This is a genomic window from Glutamicibacter sp. BSL13 (genome assembly GCF_052928425.1).
Genome location: NZ_JAVGCZ010000003.1, coordinates 62,012 through 78,587, shown reverse-complemented (window position 1 = coordinate 78,587; position 16,576 = coordinate 62,012). Strand labels below are relative to the sequence as shown.

The following is a 16,576-nucleotide window of genomic DNA, read 5'->3' as shown; positions in this document are numbered from 1 at the left end:
ACCCGGCCCGGTGCCTTTGTGTCCTGGGAACCAAGGCGGCAAACCGCTGGATTGCGTCGGCGATATGACACGATAAGAAAAACCCGCCTTCCACCACCGCAGGAGCATTGATGGCCGCCCGCTTGCCCAAAGCCGCCCGGCAGTACCTCGACGAATTGCGCCAGGCCCTTTCCGGACTAAGCGCCGCCGAACGCGAGGACGTGCTGGCCCACACCCGGGCCCAGCTGGTCAGGCTGCCGCGCCGGGGACGGCACAAGCAGGACATCCTGGACAGCCTCGGCCCGGTGCAGCGGATCGCCGCGGGCTTCGAGCGGGTCGAACCGCAGGAGCTGAAGGTCTCCAGCGGGTTTGAGTTCCTCACCCGGATCCTGGCCTGGCCCACGTTCGCGTTCTCGCTTCTGACCGCCGCGGTGCTGCTCTTCGCCCCGCAGGCGCCGATGAGCGTGGAGGTGGCCGGCGCCCTCGGCCTGGGCTTCGAGGGGGAAGTCAGCTTTGGGTGCATTGAGGCACGGCAGGCCGGAACCTGGTTCAACGCCGAACTGTTGCCGGCCGCGCTCGTTGCCCTGGTCCCCGCCTTGTTCAGCCTCACCCCGCTGATCCTGCGTGACAAGGCTGCGATCTGGCTGCAGCTGCTCGGGGCCGTGGTGATGAGCGTGGTCTCCATCCTGGCCGGGCTGGGTATTGGCATGTTCTATTGGCCGGTGACGGTCCTGCTCTACTCGCAGGCGATTGTCCCGTGGGTGCTGCTGCGCTCGGCGATGGGCCGGGCGGGATGGATCTGGCGAACCATTGGCGCGGTGCTGCTCTTGGCGACCCTGCTGCTGCATGGCCAGGCGGTCTTCACGCTGTATCACCAGCTGTGGCTGCTGGTGTTCCCGGCGATCCTGCTCCTGCCGGTCTTCGGCCATTTCCTGCGCTGGTGGTGGGCCGATATCGCGCTGATCGCCGTGGGGCTCGGGGTGATTATCTACGCCTCGCTGGCCTGGCCGGTCATGATTTACGGCTTCATCGCCGGCGGCCTGTTCTTCATCGTGGGGCACCTGGGCCTGGCGGGGAACATGTGGTATCGCCGTTCACGGGATCTGCTGGCTCTGCTCTAGGGGCCATCATTGGCCCCAGGCAACGGTGAGGGTACGGGCCAACCTGCTTCGAGTCGGCGGCCTGGTGATGTTTTTCGTTTCCCGGATTTGCGCTTCCGTTCCTTCTCGCCAAGAATATAGCTAGCTAAGCTAGTGAATATCGAGGTTCTCCTTCGCCAGACCCTATGGCAGGGGCACCTCAACTTTCTGCTGGATCTATCGCGCACCCGAAGACTGGACCATTGGCGACACCCGATGATCGTTATCGCTTTCCATTTCTGAAGAAAGGACGGGCCGACTGCCCGCTGTGCACGGGCCAGGCCAACAAACCAACATGAGCAATGTCAGCCTTGAACCCTTTGATGCATTGATTCTGGTGTCCTTCGGCGGGCCGGAAAAGCCGGAGGATGTCTTGCCCTTCCTGCAAAATGTCACCCGGGGCCGCGGCATTCCCGACGAGCGGCTCGTGGAAGTGGGCGAGCACTACTACAACTTCGGCGGCCGCTCACCCATCAACGAGCAAAACCGGAATCTGCTCGATGCCCTCAACCAGGAGCTGCAGCGGCGCGATATCCGGATCCCGCTGCTGTGGGGGAACCGGAACTGGGATCCCTACCTCACCGATGAAGTGCGAAAGCACGCCGAGCAAACCGGAGCCACCCGATTCCTGGCCATCACTACCTCTGCCTATTCAAGCTACTCCTCCTGCCGCCAGTACCGTGAAGATTTCGGCGGAACGGTTCGGGCACTGGCCGATGATGGCATTGAGGTGTCCTTCGACAAGGTCCGCCAGTACTACAACCACCCCGGCTTCGCTGACGCAGAACTGCAGTGCGTCCGCCGTGCCGTGAGCGAATTCCAGCAGAACGTGGGGGAGCTGGACCCCGGCACGCACCGGGTCCTGTATGTCACCCACTCCATTCCCACGACCATGCAAGACGCCTCGCAGCGGCACACCGCCGGCTACCAGGCCGAGCACGAACAGCTCATCCAGTGGATTGAGGGCCAGCTGCCCGAAGAGCAGAGGCTGCCTTCGGAATTGGTTTACTGCTCACGCTCGGGGTCCCCGCATACCCCGTGGCTCGAACCGGATGTCAATGACCGCATGCGCGAATTGGCTGCGGAGGGCATCGATGGCGTCGTCGTGGTTCCGCTGGGATTCGTCTCCGATCACATGGAGGTTAAATACGATCTGGATACGGAAGCCGCCGCCACGGCCGAGGAACTGCAGCTGCGGTTCGTGCGGGCGGACACCGTGGGTACTTCCGCATCCTTCGTGAGCGGGCTGGTGGACCTCGCCCTGGAGCGGGCGGCGCAGGTTCGCGGGGAATCGCCGGAGCTGCCAGCCGTGACGTCCGGGGGGCCGCTCGCTGCGGGCAGTGGGGCGTGCTCGCTGAACTGCTGCCTCGGGGCCACGCTGAAGCCGACCGCACCACAGTGGCCGGCCGAGGCGAGCGCGACCGTTTAGACAGTTCGGCAGGGCGGGGAGGCCAGCTACCCGCCCTGCCGGTCTCATTTCCCGCGGCGGTTCATGACTGGTTGGCAGGTCAGGGACTATTTTTCTGGCGCAACGGAGTTGAGCAGTACGAGGCTAGGCCCCAACGCGACCACCAGGTTCATTTTCGTCCCGACGCCCGTTTTCCATATTAAGGAACGTGGCATCGTCCGGGCTCAATGTGTCGGCTAGTTCGACCCCGTTCGTGGCGGCACGGAGCATTTCAGATAGCCTTCCTATGGAAGTAATCCCGGCGTTGAGCCGGCAGGTTGTCGTGAAGGGATGGAATGGCTGAGAATCGTGCTGCCGGTGAGGCACCCATGGATGAGGCAACCCGCTGGCGGGTGCTGATGGTCCTCCTGGCCACCATGTTCATGTCCCTGGTCGGAGTGAGCATTGTCAATGTCGTCCTGCCCGCCATCCAGAACACCCTGGGCGCCAGCGAATCGGATATCCAGTGGGTCCTCTCCGGCTACGCCCTGACCTTCGGTGTGGTGCTGGTGGCCGCTGGCCGCGCCGGGGACGTCTTTGGGCGAGGCGCCATCTTCCTTAGCGGTCTGGTGATCTTCACGCTCTCCTCGATCCTGGCCGGATTTGCCCCCGATGCCACCAGCCTGAACATTGCCCGCTTCATCCAGGGCCTGGGCTCGGGCCTGCTGAACCCGCAGGTGCTGGGCATGATTCAGCAATACTTCCACGGGCCAGAACGAGGCCGTGCCTACGGCGCTCTGGGCACCGTGGTCGGTTTCTCGGTTGCCATTGGCCCGGTACTCGGCGGCTTCCTGGTGCAGGGACTGGGGGAGGACCTGGGATGGCGCTCCACCTTCCTGGTCAACGTGCCGATTGGCCTGCTGGCCATAGTCTTGGCGCTGCGCTGGCTGCCGCGGCCGCTATTTCGCAAGCTTCAGGTTCCCGCCAGTGACCCCTCGGACGCCGTAGCTGCGGCCGTGGTGAAGCGCAGGCGAGGGGTGGACCTCGACCCGGTGGGCAGCATCATGCTTGGCCTGTCGATCCTGGCCCTGATGCTTCCCTTCGTTCAGGGCCGGGAGACCCCGTGGACCTGGTGGCTGCTGCCCGCCGCCTTTGCACTGCTGGGCGGTTGGATTCTCTGGGAGAAGAACTACAAGCGGCGTGGCCGCGAACCCATGGTGGACCTGCAGCTGTTCAAGATCCGCTCCTTCACCCTGGGTAACATCATTGCCGGGCTCTATTTCATGGGCGTGACCAGCGTCTGGGTTTTGGTGGCGGTGTACGTCCAGCAGGGCCAGGGATTGACCGCGCTGCAGGCGGGCCTGGTCGGTCTTCCGGCCGCGTTGGCCTCCGCGGCCAGCTCCCATATTGCCGGTAAGTACGTGGTCCAGTTCGGGCGGCGACTGGTGATCTGGGGCATTCTCAGTGCACTGGTCGGCTTGGTGTCCACCATTGCGGTTGTGGAGCTCAACGCCCAGGACCAGGTGAGGATCTGGTGGCTGCTGCTGACGCTGAGCTTCATCGGTGTGGCGCAGGGTTCGATCATTTCCCCGAACCAGGCGCTGACCCTCATGGATGTTCCGGTGGCGAACTCGGGCAGTGCGGGCGGTCTGATGCAGACGTCCCAGCGCATCGGTACCGCGGTCGGGATCGCGGTGATCACCGCTATCTTCTACGGCACCCAGCACCTGACCGGCGAATGGAACACCGCCATGACCGTGGGCTTCATCGCCATCACGGTAATGGTCGTGCTGACCCTGGTGGTCGCCATCATTGACCAGCGCAAGGGGCACGGGATCGCCACCGTGGTGGGGCACTAGGGCCCGCCTGCTGGTATAGCGTCTTAGAACCATCCAGGACCTATGACCGGTGGCTCACGCCTTGCTGTGCAGCAGAGCGAGCACCTGGTCCCGCTCCACCGGCTGGAACTGCTCATAGTAGGCTCCCACGGCGGTGAAACCGCCGGGCTTCAGCAAGGCGACGGCTTCGTCGGCGACCTGCGACAGCTCGTTGAGCACCTCCGGGGGTGCCACCGGTGCGGCAATGATGATCCGCTCGGGTTCCAGCTGCTGGACCAGTTCGACCGCCGCCTTGACGGTGGCTCCGGTGGCCAGCCCGTCATCGCAGATCACCACGATCCGCCCGGCCAGGTCCGGTGAGTACTCCTGGAACACCTCGGCCAGCTCGGCCAGCGCCTGTTCGGTTTCGGCCTCCACCCGGTCCAGCTGGGCGCTGCCGAAGCCTTCCTTGGCACGACGGTGGATTCCCTCATTGAGGTAGCGTCCGGAGAAACCGCGGTAGGAGGCCATGGCACCGTAGGCCAGCTCCGGGTTGCTGGGCACCCCGAGCTTGCGTACGGCCAGCGCGCCTAGTTCCGCGCCCAGCGCCCTGGCCACTTCCGCGGCGATGGGCACGCCCCCGCGCAGCAGCCCCAGCACGACGTACTCGCCGGCCTCCAGCCGAGTTGCCAACGCCAGCCCCAGAGAAGTGCCGGCCTGTTCCCGATTCTCGAATCTTTGGTTCGCCCGTTGTGTCATGGTTCCAGTCTTGCCCAGATCAGTCGATTGCAACAGACCTCACAGAAAATATCCTGACTAGTCACTATGGGCTCGACGGTCGGTCAAAGAGGCCGAGCGCGCCCAGCAATATGCGCCGGGTGTTTCAGACATACCGCTGCTCTCGAACGCAACTGCGCACATTGCCGGCAACAAGCCGCCCGAAGCTTTCCCGCCCGGGGGTTCGGACTAGAACTGCCGGTAGGCGGACACCATGGGGCAGTCGAAGGGATCGCGGGCCGAGAGTCCAACCTTGTTCAGGTATCGGATCACCTGCGCGTAAGACTGGCGCACCGAGGCCACCGTGTAGGTGATCTGGTGTTCGGCACAGTAGGCGCGCACAATCCGGGAGACCTCGGCCAGGTTGGCTCGCGGCATCGAGGGGAACAGATGGTGTTCGACCTGGTAGTTCAGCCCGCCGTAAATGATGGAGAGCAGTTCGTTGCCCCACCGGCTCTTGGCCATGACGTTGCGGCTGGTGAGTACCTGCCGGGAGAAGAAGTCAATGCGCATGTTGTTCGGGACCATGGGCATGCCCTTGTGGTTGGGGGCAAAGGAGCCGCCCATGTAGATGCCGAAAACCGCGAGTTGCACGCCGATGAAGGCGAACGCCATGCCGATCGGAAGGAAGGCGAAGATCAAGGCCAGATAGATGGCCACGCGCAAGACAATCACGGTGATTTCGCGGCTGCGGTTTTTCACTCGCTTGGCCACGAACAGGTACTTGATGGACTGAAAATGCAAGTTCAGCCCTTCCAGGGTCAGCAGCGGAAAGAACAAATACCCCTGGCGTTCGGTGATCCACTTCAGCAGACCCTTTTGCCGCTGTGCGTCGGCCGGCTGGAAGGAGATGGTGTCCCATTCAATGTCCGGGTCCTTGCCCACCGTATTTGGCGTGGCGTGATGCTTGTTGTGCTTGTTCATCCACCACTGGTAGCTGATGCCGACCACGCCGTTGGCCAGCAGGCGTCCGAGTTTGTCATTGGTCTTGGCGGAGGAGAGGATCTGGCGGTGTGCGGCCTCGTGGGCCAGGAACGCGAACTGGGTAAGCAGGATTCCCAGCGCCCCGGCCATCAGCAGCTGCAACCAGCTGTCACCGAGCAGGATGAACCCGGTGATGGTCCCACCGAGCAGACCCAGCAGGACCAGGCCCATGCCTAGGTAGTGGCCGCGGCGCCGTCCATTGAGTCCCGCGTCGCTGACCAGGGCCTTGACGTGGAAGAAGCTTTTGGGATCCCCGGGCCGCACCGAAGTGGCCGGTGGAGGGGTGGGCAGGGTGGAAGTGATGCTACTCAAGTGCAGAGTCCTTGGGTGGTAGCGGCGACTTTTCAGTCGAAAGAACTGAAAGTCTCAACTCCTATAGCTTCAGTCTATCTACGCTGGATGTGAGTTGCCAGAGTAATGTGCTGGCATCCCCTGTGACCACAATCGAGAGAGTCGGCGTGGGGCTTCGAAGTACCCAAACAACGGACAATGACGTGCAGGTGATGGAACCACTGATTGAGGTCTACATCTGCCTCCAATTACTTCCGCTCGATAGTATCGGGCAAGCAAACTGATATGCTCAAAACGCTGCTAACTTTACGCCGCGAGTACCGAAGTATCATCCAAATTCATCGTCAACGACGGGAACACTTCATGAGTAACAGCCCGGAAGCAGCACTAGGAATCGCTTTACTCACCTCTCTAGTTCGCCAGGACAGAGAAGCTTTTCTCCTCATCGCATCTGAGCTCGAGGGCGGTAATGCGCAAGCTGTGGCGATACTGGCTCGACTAGGGGAAACAATGGTCAGTATGATCGCAAGCCTCTTGCAACTCAGTAGCGAGGAAGCGTTAACGCGCGTGGCGGCTGCGATTGCGCTCAGCGAATAACCGACAGGTTCGACTGTAAAGCGGAAAAGAACGAGGCGGAGTCCGCTTCGTGTGATACCGTAGTAGTAATTAGTCTCCTCGAGATGAAATATCATCCGTCTCGTTTCAGATCTTTCTTGAATTTTTCATAAACGTCTTTGCGCTGGTATTCCCGGCCAAAAGGGAATAGCGTTACCTGAAATAATTGTCCCTATATCTTAAATAGGGCAGTCGGTAGAGGGCTTTCGGTCTCAGAACTCTAGCTCGGTCGACAATCTATCTCTCGGATAAAATTTTTGAGCTCGTGAACTCAGTATTCGATGTTCACCCGGCCTCTGGGCCTGCTCAAGCTTTGCATTATCACGGGATTCATCAGAACTCTTGCTGTGTAGCCGATGTGGCGTACACGCGTACTGCCGTTATCTACGGCTCGATAGGAATTTACATGACCACCGGCATCGTAAAATGGTTTAACTCCGAAAAGGGCTTCGGATTCATTGCTCCGTCCGACGGATCCGCTGACGTCTTTGCTCACTACAGCGCGATCCAAAGCTTTGGATTCAAAAACCTTGAAGAGGGCCAGACTGTGGAGTACAAGCTTGAAGCTGGGCCTAAGGGTCCTCAAGCAACTGAGATCCAGGTGCGCTAGCTACTTTTCATAATTAACAAAGGGCGGGACAAGAAGAATCTTGTCCCGCCCTTTGTCGGCTCTTAAAACTTCAGCGTGTGCTGACAGTGGGCACCAAGCTACACTTCTAGGCGGCATTGACCGGGGCGCCTAGTAGCCAGTCCCGCGTGAAAGACGCCGGGTGGCCCGTGATTTCTCTCCGCGGGGTGGGAAAGGCCCGGTAGACTTGATCACCAAAAAGTGATCCTCGAACCGGTGAATGTGGAGCTTAGATGCCATTATTTTCGCACTCTAAGATCAGCTTTTCGTCTTGGCCACCCTTAACGACGATCTCGCCATGAAAATCGTCGAGCTGGTGTGGGGTATGAGACGCATTCCATTTTTTCGTTCGTGGGCCATATTCATGATGCTGGCCAGTTCCTGCGCCATATCCGGCGGGAAGTCGCAGGATCCCACGGGATTGTGGGGACAACAGGAGCAGGGCCAGCCCTGGCTGAAACTGTTCAAGGAGGGCAAGGCAGCGGGAAGCGATGGCTGCAACAACCTGATGTCCACCTGGAGCCAGGAGGCCGAGAAGATCAGCTTCAGCGCGATGGCCAGCACGATGATGTACTGCCACGGCGTGGACACCTGGCTGAGCACCGCCGACCACCCAACCATCCAGGACGGCTCCCTGCTGGTCTTCGATGCGAATGACCAGCAGATCGGCACCCTTCCGCGCGGGGAACGTTAGCTTAGGCGTCGGTGGCCGGGCGGCTGGTTGAGCTGCGCACGATGAGCTGGTGCTCAAGGTGGTGGGCCCGTGCCGGCGCCTCGCCGCGGATGGCCTTCAGCAGCATGGCCACGGCGAGTTCGCCCTGCTGGTGCGGCTGCTGGCGGATGGTCGTCAGCCCGAAGAGTTCGGCCAGTTCATGGTCATCCACGCCGACCACCGACAGGTCCTGCGGCAGCTGCAGGCCCAGGTCGCGGGCTGCGAGGATCGCCCCGATGGCCATTTCATCGCTGGCGGCGAAGATGGCGGTGGGCCTGGTCGCCGGGTTGCCCAGCAGCTGCTTGGCCACCGTGTAGCCCTGGCCCATCGTGAAGTCCGCGCTGACGCACAGCTGCTCATCGACGTCGATCCCGGCCTCGGCCAGGGCACGCTCGTAGCCGATGCGCCGATGGGAGGGCACGCGGAAATCGAGGTCGGTTTCCGAGGATCCACCGATGTAGCCGACCCGGACATGACCCAGGGACAGCAGGTGGTTGGTGCCCAGGGCGGAGACCGCCTCATCATCCACGTGCAGGGTGGGTACGCCGGGCAGGGGCCCGCCCACCCCGACCAGGGGCTTGTTCAGTGCGTGCAGTGCCACTAGCTCCTGCTCGCTGAGCTCTACGTTCACGGCGATCACCGCATCCACCCGTTGGCGCTGCAGGAAATCGGAAAAGATCTGGTGGCGCTGGCCCGAATCCTTGGTGAGTTGGTAGAGCGTGGTGTCATAGCCCTCGCGCATCAGGGCCGTGCAGATCCCCTCCAGCACGCTGGCGTAGAACCAGTGGTTGATCACCGGAACCAGGACGCCGATATTCCGGGTGCGCCCCGAAGCCAGCCCCGAGGCACTGGAGGAGACGACGTAGCCCAGCTCGCTCGCGGCGCGCTGCACCGCGGCCTGTGCCGCGGCCGAGACATTGCCCCGACCGGAGAGCGCGCGCGAGACGGTCGCCACCGAGACGCCCGCGGCCCGAGCTACGTCCTTGATGCTGGCCACGTGGTTCCTTCCGACGCAGTTGTGGGGGCAAGTGAGGGCAATGGGGCGGCAGGGCGCGACGGGACGGCTGGGGCCCGCGGCGGCCACGGCACCAGATTACCCGGGAGCCTGATCAGGCGCGGAACCATATGGTCGATTCCGCGGCGATGCGCCGTCCCGCGGGCTGCTGCGCGCTGGTGGCGGCAACGGCCAGCCCGGTGGTCTGTGGGGGCAGTTCCAGATCGGTGCCCGCGAAGTTGGACACCACCAGCACATCACGGTTGGCAAAGGCCAGCAGATCCGGGTTGCCGGTTTCCAGCCAGCTGAGCGAGCCGGTGCCCAGTTCATGCTCCCGGCGCACGCGCAGCAGCGTGTAATACAGGTTCAGGGTCGAGTCCGGATCTGCACGCTGCACGTCGCGCGCGTAGTCCTGCCAGCCCTCGGGCTGCGGCAGCCAGCTGCTGCCGCTGGGGGAGAACCCGGCGGCGGGGGAGCCGGCTTCCCACGGCAGCGGGACCCGGCAGCCGTCGCGGCCGTAGCGTTCGCCGTTGGTGCGGAACCAGGTGGGGTCCTGCCGTGCCTCATCGGGCAGGTCCACCGCCTCGGGCAGCCCCAGCTCCTCGCCCTGGTACAGGTAGGCGCCGCCGGGCAGCGCAAGCATCAGGGCACTGGCCGCACGCGCCCGCCGCAGGCCCACGGCCGGATCCGGCAGGTTCGGGGTCAGCGGGCCGATGCCCTCACCCTGCGGGTTCTCCTCGGTCAGCGCCAGCCGGGTGGCGTGGCGCACCACATCGTGGTTCGACAGCACCCAGGTGCTTGGCGCGCCGACCGCCCCGAACTCCCGCAGCGACTCGTCGATCGTGGCGCGGATCTGCCCGGCGTTGAAATGGCAGGACAGGTACGGGAAATTGAACGCCTGGTGCATCTCATCCGGACGCACCCATTTGGCCATCAGGGACAGCGGGCTGACCCAGGCCTCGGCGCACAGCACGCGCTCGCCGCCGTACTCGTCCAACACGGTGCGCCAGTCGCGGTAGATCTCGTGCACGGCCTCCTGGCCCCACCAGGGGGCGAGTTCCTCGGTGCCGCCCATGGAGGCGGCCGCGGGGTCCACAACGTAATCCGGCAGCCCGTCGGCCTTGATCAGGCCATGGGCGACATCCACCCGGAAACCGTCGGTTCCCCGATCCAGCCAGAAGCGCAGCACATTGCGGAACATTTCCCGAACCTCGGGGTTGTGCCAATTGAAATCCGGTTGCGAGGAATCAAAGACGTGCAGGTAGTACTGTCCCGGTGTGCCGTCCGGGTTGGTGGTCTGCGTCCACATGGGACCGCCGAAGACCGATTCCCAGTTGTTGGGAAGGCCGCCGGGCACCGCGTCGCGGAAGATGAACCGATCCCGCTCCGGGGAGCCTGGCGCGGCGGCCAGGGCCTGCTGGAACCAAGGGTGCTGATCCGAGCAGTGGTTCGGCACCAGGTCAACGATGACGCGCAGGTCCAGTTCGTGGGCGCGGGCGACCATGGCGTCGTAGTCGGCGAGCGTACCGAAGCGCGGATCCACATCGCAGTAATCGCTCACATCGTAGCCGGCGTCCTTCTGCGGGGAGGTGAAGAAGGGGGAGAGCCAGATGGCGTCGACCCCGAGGTCTGCCAGGGACTGCAGCCGCGCAGTGATGCCGGGCAAATCCCCCATGCCGTCGCCGTTCGCATCGGAGAAGGAACGAGGATAAATCTGGTAGATCACCGAGGAGCGCCACCATTGGGCGCCGGCCTCGGTCCTCCGGGAATCAGCGAGGGAACGGATTTGAGTCATGACGGTAACCATAAACGAATTCCCAGGTGATGTAAACGCTTTCAGTTTTGATGCCGCCAGCTACCCTGGAATGCGGCTCCCTTATCGCCAGTACGATGGATTGAAGTGCTTTTCACGATGTTCTTGTCATCGTTCATGATCTATGCCACTCTGGAAACGCTTACAATCGTGGTGGCACACGCACCTCGAACGAACCGACCGGCCACACCGCGCAGCATCGCAGTCAAACCGGTTCTTTGGACAAAGTTGTCACGAAAGGACACCCCATGATGGTGAACAAGCGCTCCCTTCTGCTGGGCGGGGCGATGACCGCGATTGCCGCGCTGTCCCTGACGGCCTGCAGTGGTACGAACCCCTCGTCCACGCAGCCTTCCGAAACCGCCGCGCAGTCCTCCTCGGCCCCGGCCGAGGCTGGCTCGCTGAGCGTGTGGGTCGACGCGAACCGCGAGCCGGTCCTGAAGGAGGCGGCCGCCGACTTCCAGGCGAAGTCCGGGGTGAAGGTCGACCTGGTGATCAAGGACTTCTCCAAGATCCAGGAGGACTTCCTCAAGCAGGTTCCCACCGGCAAGGGGCCGGACATCACCATCGGCGCCCACGACTGGCTGGGCAACCTGGTCACCAACGGTGTCGTCCAGCCGGTCGAGCTGGGCGAGAAGAGCTCCGAGTTCCAGGATGTGGCCATCGACGCGATGCGCTACGAGGGCAACACCTATGGCGTTCCGTATGCCACGGAGAACCTCGCGCTGCTGCGCAACAAGGACCTGGTCGACAAGGCCCCGGCGACCTTCGATGAGATGATCGCCGAAGGCAAGAAGGCCGGCACCGACTTCCCGTTCCTGGTCCAGGTCACCGAGGTGGGCGACCCGTTCCACGCCTACCCGTTCCAGACCTCCTTCGACGCGCCGGTGTTCGGCACCGACGACACCGGGGCCTATGACGCCAATGACCTGCAGATCGGCAACGCGGGCGGGCTGGAGTTCGCCCAGTGGCTGGCTGAGCAGGGCGAGGCCGGCACGCTGAAGACCGCCGTGGACGCCGACATCGCCAAGGAGAAGTTCATCTCCGGCGACTCCCCGTTCCTGTTGACCGGCCCGTGGAACGTGGACGCGGTCCAGGAGGCCAAGATCGATCTGGCGATCGACCCGATCCCGAGCGCCGGCGGTGAAGAGGCCCAGCCGTTCGTGGCCGTCCAGGGCTTCTTTGTCTCCTCGAAGACCGAGAACCTGCTGGCCGCCACCGAGTTCCTGACCAACTACATCGGCACCGAAGAAATCCAGACCAAGCTCTACGAGGTTGGCAAGCGTCCGCCGGCGAACAAGGAGGCGTTCGAGGCGGCCAAGTCCGATGAGACCATCGCGTCCTTCGGCGCGGTGGGCGAGAACGGTGTGCCGATGCCCAGCATCCCGGAGATGGCTGCCGTCTGGGAGTACTGGGGTGTGGCCGAAGCCGAGATCATCTCCGGCAAGGCCGATCCGGCCAAGCGCTGGAAGCAGATGACCGCGGACATCGAAAAGGCCATCGCCAAATAGCGCTGCAGGCCGGCACCGGGCCTGGCCGGCGCAGCGGGCGCCGGGGCAGCAGGACGCTGCCTCGGCACCGCGCGCCGGCCGCCAGGCCCGCTTATCGAACCAGCACCCGCCGCCATTCGACCCAGAAACCAGCCAAAGATGTCATTGACCCATCACAAGCCGCCGCCCGCCGGCGACGCCGTACAGCAGGCCAAGCTCTCGCCGGCCGCATCCCGCTTTGCCGCCGCGTCCTCCACCTCCACCGGGGCGATGCTGGCCAAGATCGCCATGATCGCCATCGTGGACGCCACCGCCGTGTTCGCGCTGTTCACCGCGATCGGCCGTGAAGCCTGGGCCATCGCCGCGGTGCTCGCGGTGATCACCCTGGCCATCAACGTGGTGTACTTCAAGCGGGGCTGGCTGCCGGCCAAGTACCTGCTGCCGGGCACCATCTTCCTGCTGATCTTCCAGGTCTTCGTGATCGGCTACACCGGCTACATCGCCTTCACGAACTACGGCTCGGGTCACAACTCGGACAAGGACGACGCCGTCATGGCGCTGCTGCAGTCCAACCAGAGCCGTGTGCCGGACTCCCCGGCGTTCCCGGTGACGGTGCTTGATGACGGCCAGGAGCTGTCGCTGCTGGTCCAGCGCGACGGCGTGCAGCAGGTGGGGTCCGCCGATCAGCCGCTCGAGCCCACCAGCCCGGAGCAGCTGGAGGGCTACACGCAGCTGGGCTTCGCCGACCTGCTCGGACGCCAGTCGGAAGTGACCTCGCTGACCGTGCCGATCAGCCAGGACCCGGCCGAGGGCTCGCTGCGCACCTCGGACGGGCGCACCGCCTACCAGTACACCTCCAACCTGGTGTACGACCAGGCCGCGGGCACCATGACGGACTCCACCACCTCGGTGGTCTACCGGGATACCGGGGTGGGCGCCTTCACCGCCGAGGACGGCACCCAGCTGATGCCCGGCTGGTCGATCAACGTCGGGTTCGAGAACTTCACCCGCGCGTTCAGCGACCCCTCCATCCGCACCGCGCTGTCCTCGGTGACGCTGTGGACCTTCGCCTTTGCCCTGCTCTCGGTGGCCACCACGTTCTTCATGGGCTTGTTCCTGGCGCTGGTCTTCAACGACCTGCGGATGAAGGGGCGCAAGATCTACCGGGTGATCTCCATCCTTCCCTACGCGTTCCCGGCATTCCTCGGTGGCCTGGTCTGGGCCGGCATGCTCAACAAGGACTTCGGGTTCGTGAACCAAGTGCTCTTCGGCGGGGCGCAGATCCCGTGGTTGACCGACCCGTGGCTCGCGAAGTTCTCCGTGCTCTGGGTCAACCTGTGGCTCGGCTTCCCGTACATGTTCCTGGTGTGCACTGGCGCGCTGCAGTCCATCCCCGACGAGCTGGCCGAGGCGGCCAAGATTGACGGGGCCAAGCCGTTCCAGGTGTTCCGCCTGATCAAGCTGCCGCTGCTGCTGGTCTCGGTGGCCCCGCTATTGATCAGTTCGTTCGCCTTCAACTTCAACAACTTCAATGTCATCTACATGCTCACCGAGGGCGGCCCACGCCTGGAGGGAGCGGGACTGAACGTGGGTGCCACCGACATCCTGATCTCGATGGTCTACAAGGTCGCCTTCGTCGGTTCGCAACGCGATTACGGCCTGGCCAGCGCGTTCTCCATCATCATCTTCGTGCTGGTCTCCATCATCGCGGTGATCAGCTTCAAGCAGACCAAGGCCCTGGAGGAGCTGAACTAATGTCGACGCAAACTCCTGTGCGCCCCGCCGCCCGCCGCGGCTTTGGAAAGTGGTTCGCCGCCACCGGCTGGCGACACCTGATCGGCGTGGCCCTGTGCATCTATGCGGCGTTCCCGCTGCTTTATGTGCTGTCGGCCTCACTGAATCCCAACGGAACGCTGCTCTCATCCAACGGACTGTTCACCGAAGTGGGGCTACGCAGCTACATCGACCTGTTCCGCAATGAGCAGCGGCCCTTCGCCGCCTGGTTCGGCAACACCCTGGTGATCGGGTTGACCACGGCCGCAGCCTCGGTCTTCCTCGGGGCGCTGGCCGCCTACAGCTTCTCGCGCATGCGCTTCACCGGACGGCGCTTCGGCCTGATGAGCCTGCTGGTGGTCCAGATCTTCCCGCAGCTGCTGGCCGTCGTGGCCATTTTCATCCTGCTGACCTCGCTGGGCGAGGTCTACCCCATGCTGGGCATCGACAACCAGGTCGCGTTGATCATGGTGTACCTGGGCGGCGCGCTGGGCGTGAATACCTACCTGATGTACGGGTTCTTCAACACCGTCCCGGTGGAGATCGACGAGGCGGCTAAGATCGACGGGGCCGGGCATGCACGGATCTTCTTCACCATGATCCTGCGTCTGGTGGCACCGATCCTGGCGGTGGTGGGACTGCTGTCCTTCATCGCGAGCACCTCGGACTTCGTGATCGCCTCGGTGGTGCTGGTCTCGCCGGAGAACCAGACGCTGGCCGTGGGGCTGTATTCCTACGTTTCGGAGGAATTCAGCTCCAACTGGTCAGTCTTTGCCGCCGGTGCGGTGCTGGCCGCGCTGCCGGTGATGGCGCTGTTCCTCTTCCTGCAGAAATACATCGTCGGCGGCCTGACCGCCGGTGCGGGGAAGTAGCAGGCCCCGGCAAAGCGGCCGGCGGGCCGCGGCCCCGGCCCGGACCGCAGCGGTACGTCGCGGATAAAAAGCTATCGGGATGCACCTGCAAAAGCAGGGCCCGGCCCCGGAAGGCGCAAAAAAGGACCTGCGGAACGCACTGTGTGCGTTCCGCAGGTCCTGCTGGCTGCCCAGGAGTTGCCCCGGCGTGGGGGTATCTAGAGCTGGTTGCCCAGCTTGAAGCCCTTGGAGGCTTCGCCCACGTAGGTGCCCTCGTCATCCCCGGCACGGGTGTAGGAGAACCCGTCGGCGCCGATGGTGACCTCCAGTTCGGAGTCATCGGTGCGCTCAACGATTTCCTGCACGTTGCCGTCCAGGTCCAGGACCTTGGAGGCCTCGGTGTACCAGGACGGGACGACCGGGTTGCCCCACCAGTCACGGCGCTGGTTGTCGTGCACGTTCCAGGTGATGGTCGGGTTGTCCGGGTCCCCGGTGTAGTAGTCCTGGGTGTAGATCTCGATGCGGTGGTCATCCGGATCCAGGATGTACAGGTAGAACGCGTTGGACACGCCGTGGCGGCCCGGGCCGCGCTCGATGCGGTCCGAGATGCGCAGGGCACCCATCTTGTCGCAGATCTGGATGATGTTGTGCTTCTCGTGGGTGGAGAAGGCCACGTGGTGCAGGCGCGGGCCGTTGCCGCCGGTCAGGGCGGTGTCGTGCACGGTGCCCTTGCGGTGCATCCAGGCGGCGTAGGTGGTGCCCTCGTCATCCTGGATGTCCTCGGTGACGTGGAAGCCCAGGTCCTCCAGGTACTTGCGTCCGCGCGGCACGTCCGGGGTCACCTGGTTGAAGTGGTCCAGGCGCACCAGCTCACCGGCCGAGTACAGGTCGTAGCGCATGTGCAGGCGCTCGACGTGGGTGGTCTCGAAGAAGAACTCGTACGGGAAGCCCAGCGGGTCCTCCACGCGCACCGCGTCCCCGATGCCCTTGACGAAGCCGTCCTTGCGCCGCTCGGTGCGGCAGCCCAGCTCCTTGTAGTAGGCCTCGGCCGCGTCCACGTCCTCGTTCGAGCGCACGCGGAAGGCCATGGCCTTCAGCGCGGCGACCGGGCCCTGGGTGAGCACCAGGTTGTGGTGGATGAACTCCTCGAAGGACCGCAGGTAGACCTGGTTCTCGTCCTCGTAGCTCACGTGCAGGCCCAACACGTCCACGTAGAACTCGCGGGACTTGGCCAGGTCGGTGACGACCAGTTCGGCGTACGCGCAGCGCAGGATGTCCGGGGCCGGGACCGAGGGCTTGGGGATCTCGTTGCTCATGTTCTTGCTC

14 protein-coding genes are annotated in these 16,576 nt (G+C 63.7%); 9 read left to right on the top strand and 5 right to left on the bottom strand.

The window, feature by feature from the left end; translation table 11 throughout:
* The first annotated feature begins 110 nt into the window (after positions 1 to 110).
* The 3 genes from RCJ92_RS01105 (at position 111) to RCJ92_RS01095 (ending at position 4,364) form a co-directional block, all read left to right on the top strand.
* A complete protein-coding gene (locus tag RCJ92_RS01105; protein ID WP_446753518.1) occupies positions 111 to 1,100 on the top strand; it encodes an HAAS signaling domain-containing protein in 990 nt (329 codons plus the stop codon).
* A gap of 313 nt (positions 1,101 to 1,413) precedes the next feature.
* Positions 1,414 to 2,547 carry a ferrochelatase gene (locus RCJ92_RS01100; protein WP_446753517.1) on the top strand — a complete coding sequence of 378 codons (1,134 nt, stop codon included), beginning with the start codon at positions 1,414 to 1,416 and terminating at the stop codon, positions 2,545 to 2,547.
* A 314-nt stretch (positions 2,548 to 2,861) separates the two neighbouring features.
* The gene (locus RCJ92_RS01095) at positions 2,862 to 4,364 is read left to right on the top strand and encodes an MFS transporter (RefSeq protein WP_446753516.1); all 1,503 of its coding nucleotides are present in this window, start codon (positions 2,862 to 2,864) and stop codon (positions 4,362 to 4,364) included.
* Between the two features lie 54 nt (positions 4,365 to 4,418).
* Here RCJ92_RS01095 and RCJ92_RS01090 read toward each other — a convergent pair whose 3' ends face one another.
* Together RCJ92_RS01090 and RCJ92_RS01085 are read right to left on the bottom strand one after the other, a co-directional pair.
* Positions 4,419 to 5,081, bottom strand: a complete 663-nt coding sequence (locus RCJ92_RS01090; protein WP_138178172.1) for a phosphoribosyltransferase — start codon at positions 5,079 to 5,081, stop codon at positions 4,419 to 4,421.
* A 207-nt stretch (positions 5,082 to 5,288) separates the two neighbouring features.
* On the bottom strand, positions 5,289 to 6,395 hold the full coding sequence (locus tag RCJ92_RS01085) for a fatty acid desaturase family protein (protein ID WP_246049793.1): 1,107 nt from the start codon (positions 6,393 to 6,395) through the stop codon (positions 5,289 to 5,291).
* Between the two features lie 342 nt (positions 6,396 to 6,737).
* On the opposite strand from RCJ92_RS01085, the gene RCJ92_RS01080 reads away from it, so the two are divergent.
* From RCJ92_RS01080 to RCJ92_RS01070, 3 genes are all read left to right on the top strand, one after another.
* On the top strand, positions 6,738 to 6,971 hold the full coding sequence (locus tag RCJ92_RS01080) for a hypothetical protein (protein WP_138178170.1): 234 nt from the start codon (positions 6,738 to 6,740) through the stop codon (positions 6,969 to 6,971).
* Positions 6,972 to 7,395: 424 nt separating this feature from the next.
* A complete protein-coding gene (locus RCJ92_RS01075; RefSeq protein WP_138178168.1) occupies positions 7,396 to 7,599 on the top strand; it encodes a cold-shock protein in 204 nt (67 codons plus the stop codon).
* A gap of 382 nt (positions 7,600 to 7,981) precedes the next feature.
* Positions 7,982 to 8,311, top strand: a complete 330-nt coding sequence (locus RCJ92_RS01070) for an META domain-containing protein (protein WP_446753515.1) — start codon at positions 7,982 to 7,984, stop codon at positions 8,309 to 8,311.
* 1 nt (position 8,312) lies between these two features.
* Here the strand turns inward: RCJ92_RS01070 and RCJ92_RS01065 are convergent, their stop codons facing one another.
* Entirely contained in the window at positions 8,313 to 9,326 is a 1,014-nt protein-coding gene (locus RCJ92_RS01065; protein ID WP_446753514.1) for a LacI family DNA-binding transcriptional regulator, read from the bottom strand.
* A 112-nt stretch (positions 9,327 to 9,438) separates the two neighbouring features.
* A complete protein-coding gene (locus RCJ92_RS01060) occupies positions 9,439 to 11,118 on the bottom strand; it encodes a glycoside hydrolase family 13 protein (protein WP_446753513.1) in 1,680 nt (559 codons plus the stop codon).
* A 266-nt stretch (positions 11,119 to 11,384) separates the two neighbouring features.
* On the opposite strand from RCJ92_RS01060, the gene RCJ92_RS01055 reads away from it, so the two are divergent.
* The 3 genes from RCJ92_RS01055 (at position 11,385) to RCJ92_RS01045 (ending at position 15,271) form a co-directional block, all read left to right on the top strand.
* Positions 11,385 to 12,647 (top strand): sugar ABC transporter substrate-binding protein, encoded by a 1,263-nt coding sequence (locus RCJ92_RS01055; RefSeq protein WP_446753512.1) that lies wholly within the window; start codon positions 11,385 to 11,387, stop codon positions 12,645 to 12,647.
* 138 nt (positions 12,648 to 12,785) lie between these two features.
* A complete protein-coding gene (locus tag RCJ92_RS01050) occupies positions 12,786 to 14,381 on the top strand; it encodes an ABC transporter permease subunit (protein WP_446753511.1) in 1,596 nt (531 codons plus the stop codon).
* The gene (locus RCJ92_RS01045; protein WP_396278288.1) at positions 14,381 to 15,271 is read left to right on the top strand and encodes a sugar ABC transporter permease; all 891 of its coding nucleotides are present in this window, start codon (positions 14,381 to 14,383) and stop codon (positions 15,269 to 15,271) included. The genes RCJ92_RS01050 and RCJ92_RS01045 overlap by 1 nt, the downstream gene beginning before the upstream one ends.
* A gap of 197 nt (positions 15,272 to 15,468) precedes the next feature.
* On the opposite strand, the gene hpaD is transcribed toward RCJ92_RS01045, so the two are convergent.
* Positions 15,469 to 16,566: a 3,4-dihydroxyphenylacetate 2,3-dioxygenase gene (gene hpaD / locus RCJ92_RS01040; protein ID WP_138178156.1), complete on the bottom strand. Its 1,098-nt coding sequence runs from the start codon at positions 16,564 to 16,566 to the stop codon at positions 15,469 to 15,471.
* Between the last annotated feature and the right edge of the window lie 10 nt (positions 16,567 to 16,576).

Excerpts from the sequence above, each read along its gene's own strand:
- RCJ92_RS01105 (WP_446753518.1), top strand. The coding sequence starts at position 111 with ATGGCCGCCCGCTTGCCCAAAGCCGCCCGGCAGTACCTCGACGAATTG.
- RCJ92_RS01100 (WP_446753517.1), top strand. The coding sequence starts at position 1,414 with ATGAGCAATGTCAGCCTTGAACCCTTTGATGCATTGATTCTGGTGTCC.
- RCJ92_RS01095 (WP_446753516.1), top strand. The coding sequence starts at position 2,862 with ATGGCTGAGAATCGTGCTGCCGGTGAGGCACCCATGGATGAGGCAACC.
- RCJ92_RS01090 (WP_138178172.1), bottom strand. The coding sequence starts at position 5,081 with ATGACACAACGGGCGAACCAAAGATTCGAGAATCGGGAACAGGCCGGC.
- RCJ92_RS01080 (WP_138178170.1), top strand. The coding sequence starts at position 6,738 with ATGAGTAACAGCCCGGAAGCAGCACTAGGAATCGCTTTACTCACCTCT.
- RCJ92_RS01075 (WP_138178168.1), top strand. The coding sequence starts at position 7,396 with ATGACCACCGGCATCGTAAAATGGTTTAACTCCGAAAAGGGCTTCGGA.
- RCJ92_RS01070 (WP_446753515.1), top strand. The coding sequence starts at position 7,982 with ATGATGCTGGCCAGTTCCTGCGCCATATCCGGCGGGAAGTCGCAGGAT.
- RCJ92_RS01060 (WP_446753513.1), bottom strand. The coding sequence starts at position 11,118 with ATGACTCAAATCCGTTCCCTCGCTGATTCCCGGAGGACCGAGGCCGGC.
- RCJ92_RS01055 (WP_446753512.1), top strand. The coding sequence starts at position 11,385 with ATGATGGTGAACAAGCGCTCCCTTCTGCTGGGCGGGGCGATGACCGCG.
- RCJ92_RS01050 (WP_446753511.1), top strand. The coding sequence starts at position 12,786 with ATGTCATTGACCCATCACAAGCCGCCGCCCGCCGGCGACGCCGTACAG.
- RCJ92_RS01045 (WP_396278288.1), top strand. The coding sequence starts at position 14,381 with ATGTCGACGCAAACTCCTGTGCGCCCCGCCGCCCGCCGCGGCTTTGGA.
- hpaD (WP_138178156.1), bottom strand. The coding sequence starts at position 16,566 with ATGAGCAACGAGATCCCCAAGCCCTCGGTCCCGGCCCCGGACATCCTG.